Raw genomic sequence first — 5,002 nt, forward strand, 5'->3', positions numbered from 1 at the left:
TGTCGCGCTGCTGCGCAAGGAGCCCGGCAGGCACAGCTACGCATCAGCGGGCGTTGGCAGCGTCGGCCACTTGTTGGCCGAGATTTACAAAAGCACGGCAAGCGTCTTTGTCACCCACATCCCGTACCGCGGCTCCGGGCCGGCCCTGAACGATGTAGTGGCAGGACAGTTGGGCGTGGTTGTCGACATCCTGCCCACCGCGCTGCCCTTCATACTGGACAAGCGCCTGGTGCCGATTGTCGTCGCTGCGCCGGCGCGCCTGGCCCAACTGCCCAACGTGCCCACGTTTGCTGAGGTGGGGCTGCCGGCTGTCAACCGTATGTCGTTCCTGGGGGTGTCCGCTCCCAAGGGCACGCCAAAGGATGTGGTCGATAAACTGAACGCGGCGGTGAAAGCGGCGCTGTCGGACGCGGGCGTGAAGCAGCGCATCGAGTCCACAGGTGCGATTGTCGTAGGCAACACCCCGGCGGCCTACCAACAACAGATAAGTGACGAGTTCGAGGTCTACCGCGACGCTGTGAAACGGCAGGGGCTCAAGCCGGACTGAACCGCGTAGCGCGTCGCTGCACCCAAGGGGCAGAGGCACTCCGCTTGCGGCCGACTCAACCACGGCGCCACAGTGACTAACCCAAAGGTGCAACCATGAAATCGATTTCCATCTCGCGTCGCCATTTGGTCACGCTGCCATTGACGGCAGGCGCTTTGGCGCTCGCACCACGATTTGCCCTGTCACAAGCCTATCCCAACAGGCCTATCAAAATAGTCGTTCCATCACCACCGGGGGGCAGCACGGACTTGCTGGCACGCGTGGTAGCCCAAAGGGTGCAAAGCGCGTGGGGACAAACGGTGGTTGTTGAATACAAGCCCGGCGCGGGCCTGCGTATTGGTGCGGAAGCTGTGGCCAAATCGGCACCGGACGGATATACCTTTCTCATGGCCGCCGTGCATCACACGATTGCGCAAGCTGTCTACACCAAGCGCGCCTACGAGCTCGAACGTGATCTGACTCCAGTCACCATCATGGCGGTGGTGCCCAATGTGCTCATCGTTCCAGCCACCTTGCCAGTGAACAACATCAAGGAATTCATTGCACTCGCAAAGTCACCGACCGCGAAGCTGACTTATGGGAGCACGGGTACCGGCACCGCACACCACATTATTGGAGAGCAGTTCAACGATATGGCTGGCACCAGCCTCCTGCATGTCCCGTACCGTGGCAGTGCCCCGGCACTGACAGATCTCATGGGGGGCCAGATTCAGGTCATGTTTGACACCATAGCGTCTTGCCTGCCGCACATACAGAGTGGCAAGCTCAAGCCACTCGCCGTGGCAACTGCCAAGCGCTCATTGGCCTTGCCCAATGTGCCCACTCTTGATGAGGCTGGCTTGACCGGCTTTGATATTGCCACCTGGTTTGGACTCATGGCTCCGGCTGGCACGCCAGCGGACATCGTTGCCAAAATGCAGGCAGAGGTAACAAGCATGCTCTCGAATTCCGATGTGAAGGCACAGCTGGCTCAAGCGGGCGCAGAACCTGTAGGAAGCACTACACAACAAATGGCGCAACAGATCCGATCAGAAGTTCAACGCTTCTCCGCACTGGCGAAAAAAATAAAGCTGGAGGCGGAGTGATCAGGTAGCGTGCGCATCCGGCACCCGCAAACGCGAAGTAAGCCGCGCCTTGCCCGCGCCGGCCCATGCCCAGGGAGAATAACCATTATTCGAATAGCCGGACTTCCGCCGCAGCGACAAGATCACGATCATCACCCGCAAGCGGTTGGAGCGGTCAGTGCCGGCCGGCCTTTTCAAACACGGCGCCACAGCGGGCGTCAGGCAAAACAGGAGACACCATGAATCGAACTCTGATGTGCGCGGTGGTCGCCGCCGCAGCGAGAAGCTGACGCACGAACTGCATGCCAATGGGCCTATGGTCTTGGTGAAAACCATGTAGGCGAGACCCCTGGCCCAGCGAAAATTGACCGGACAATTTTTCATTAACCACGAGAGGCAATCCATGACCGTCAACAATACCCCCCGCCGTCGCAACCTGCTCAAAGGGGTTGCCGTTGCTGCCGGCGCCATGTCGGCACCCATGCTCGCCACGGCGCAGGCCGGGCCGGTTTCGTGGCGCTTCCAGAGCACCTGGCCGGCCAAGGACATCTTCCACGAGATGGCAACCGACTTCGCCAAGAAGGTCAACGACATGGCCGGCGGCGAACTCAAGATCGAGGTGCTGCCCGCCGGCTCGGTCGTTCCGGCCTTCGGCCTGTTCGAGGCGATCTCAAAAGGCACGCTCGATGGCGGGCACGGAATCCTGGGCTACCACTACGGCAAGCAGAACGCACTGGCGCTGTGGAACTCGGGCCCGATGTTCGGCATGGACGCCCACATGCTGATGGCTTGGCATAAGTACGGGGGCGGCCAGGACCTGTTGAACAAGCTCTATGCGTCGATCGGCGGCAACGTCGTGTCCTTCCTCTGCGGCCCGATGTCTACGCAGCCGCTTGGCTGGTTCAAGAAGCCGATCACCAAGGCTGAGGACTTCAAGGGCCTGAAGTTTCGCACCAACGGTTTGGCCATCGACCTGTTCACAGGGATGGGCGCGGCGGTCAATGCATTGCCTGCGAGTGAGATCGTGCCGGCCCTGGACCGCGGTCTGCTGGACGGCGCCGAGTTCAACAACGCCACCTCCGATCGCATCCTGGGCTTCCCCGATGTGTCCAAGGTCTGCATGCTGCAGAGTTACCACCAGAGCGCCGAGACCTTCGAGATCAGCTTCAACAAGACCAAGTACGACGCACTGCCGGCGAACTTGAAGGCGATCATAAGCAATGGCGTCGAGGCCGCGTCGTCCGACATGGCCTGGAAGGGGATCGACCGCTATTCCAAGGACTACATCGAGTTGCAGACCAAGGACAAGGTCAAGTTCTACAAGACACCTGATTCGGTGCTGCAGGCGCAACTCAAGGTGTGGAGCGCGATCGTCGAAAAGAAATCGGCCGAGAACCCACTGTTCAAGGAGATCGCCGCATCGCAGAGGTCGTTCGCCGAGCGCGTCGTGAAATGGGACCAGGACTACAACATCAGCCGTCGCATGTCGGTGAGCCATTTCTTTGGCGCGAAGAAGGCGTAGCGCGGTCAGGCCAACGGGCTTTTCCGGGCGTCCATCGGCCATCCCGCCTGTGCCCGGATGGCCGATTCAATTTATGCAGACCATGTTATGCAGAAACTTCTACTGACAATCGACAAGATCAGCACTTTCGTCGGCCACACATTCTCCTGGCTGATCGTTGCGCTGACGCTGCTGATTACCTGGGAGGTGTTTTCGCGTTATGCGCTGGGCGCCCCGCATGCCTGGGCGTTCGACGTCATGATCATGATGTACGGCACGCTGTTCATGATGGCCGGCGCCTACACGCTGGCCAAGGCCGGCCATGTGCGCGGCGATGTGTTGTACGGGTTCTTCGAGCCGCGCACACAGGCGACGATCGACCTGATCCTGTTCATCCTGTTCTTCATCCCGGGGGTGTTCGCGCTCACCTACGCCGGCTACTTCTACGCGGCAGAGTCTTGGGCCGTCAATGAGCATTCGAACGTGACCGCGGAGGGCCCGCCGATCTACCCGTTCAAGACCATGCTGCCGCTGGCCGGCGCATTCCTGCTGCTGCAGGGCGTCGTCGAGATTGTCCGTTGCGCAATATGCATCCATCAAGGCGAATGGCCTTCGCGGGAGCACGACGTGGAGGAGGTCGACGTTGACAAGCTGAAGGAGATGGTGCATGTGAAGGACGAAGACATCGCCAGCCTCGACCAGGTCGTCGTGGCCCAGAACAGCGCGACCGGGAGCACGACATGAAGATCCGCAAGGAGCTGTGGTTCGGCTTCTCGTTGATGGCGATCATTCTCGCCGTGGTGGTGATCTTCACGCCTTGGGCCGGTTTCACCGATGGCCACCTGAGCCACGACGACCTCGGCGCCCTCGGGCTGCTGATGCTCGGCCTGATCGTGGTGGCGATCATGCTCGGCTTCCCGACCGCATTCACGCTGATGGGCATGGGCGTGTTTTTCGGCTGGATCGCCTACCGAAGCGTCAACCCGGACCTGGCCGTGCAGCAAATCCTTGACTTGATGGTGCAGCGCGCCTATTCGGTGATGTCCAACGACGTGCTGATCGCCATTCCGTTGTTCGTCTTCATGGGGTACCTGGTCGAGCGCGCCAACCTGATCGAGCAGCTGTTCAAGAGCCTGCACCTGGCGTTGGCGCGCGTACCCGGGGCGTTGGCGGTGGCCACCATCGTCACCTGTGCGATTTTCGCCACTGCCACCGGTATCGTTGGTGCTGTCGTCACGCTGATGGGGTTGCTCGCGCTGCCGGCGATGCTGCGCGCCGGCTACAACATCAAGCTGGCCGCGGGTGCGATTACCGCGGGTGGTTGCCTGGGTATCCTGATTCCGCCTTCGGTGCTGCTGATCGTCTATGGAGCCACCGCCGGCGTTTCGGTCGTCAAGCTCTATGCCGGCGCGTTCTTCCCGGGGGTCATGCTGGCCGCCTTGTATGTCGGCTACGTGATCATCGTCGCCAAATGGAAACCGCATCTGGCACCGCCGTTGGCGGCGAGTGAGCGGCAGGTGCCCCTGCCGCCGCTGTCCCAGGCCTTGAGCTCGCGCAGCCGCAATGCACTCGCGGGCCTGTTTGGAGCCTTCAGTGTTCCCGCCGTGTCCAAGCGCCAAGTGGCCGGGCAACTGCTGGTTTCGTTGCTGCCGGCGATATCCATTGTGGCCCTGCTGTTGGTGGTGTATGGCGCCGCGACGACGCCGGTTGCCGTGGTCGATACGACCGGCCTGGTCCAGTCGGGCGGCTCGCTCGCCGCAAGCGACGACAAGACCACGGAGTCCTCGGGACTGCAGGAGCCGCCCAAAGAGGCCGGCGGACTGCAGGAGCCGCCCGCGGAAGGCGAGTTGCAGGAGCCTCCTGGCGCCGCTCAGGCCGGCACGGCGCCGA

5 protein-coding genes are annotated in these 5,002 nt (G+C 61.6%); all 5 read left to right on the forward strand.

Annotation, left to right across the window (positions count from 1 at the left end; genetic code table 11):
• Positions 1-547 (forward strand): tripartite tricarboxylate transporter substrate-binding protein (locus RMO57_RS18505; RefSeq protein ID WP_310389162.1); only part of this gene is annotated, 547 nt, incomplete at its 5' end.
• A 95-nt stretch (positions 548-642) separates the two neighbouring features.
• Positions 643-1,632 (forward strand): tripartite tricarboxylate transporter substrate binding protein, encoded by a 990-nt coding sequence (locus tag RMO57_RS18510; protein ID WP_310389165.1) that lies wholly within the window; start codon positions 643-645, stop codon positions 1,630-1,632.
• Positions 1,633-2,014: 382 nt separating this feature from the next.
• Entirely contained in the window at positions 2,015-3,133 is a 1,119-nt protein-coding gene (locus RMO57_RS18515; protein ID WP_310389166.1) for a TRAP transporter substrate-binding protein, read from the forward strand.
• 87 nt (positions 3,134-3,220) lie between these two features.
• On the forward strand, positions 3,221-3,856 hold the full coding sequence (locus tag RMO57_RS18520; RefSeq protein WP_310389168.1) for a TRAP transporter small permease subunit: 636 nt from the start codon (positions 3,221-3,223) through the stop codon (positions 3,854-3,856).
• On the forward strand, positions 3,853-5,002 hold a 1,150-nt coding region (locus RMO57_RS18525), incomplete at its 3' end, for a TRAP transporter large permease subunit (protein WP_310389169.1). The genes RMO57_RS18520 and RMO57_RS18525, both read left to right, overlap by 4 nt.

The sequence above is a fragment of the Roseateles sp. genome (assembly GCF_031397715.1).
Lineage (GTDB): Bacteria > Pseudomonadota > Gammaproteobacteria > Burkholderiales > Burkholderiaceae_C > Paucibacter_A.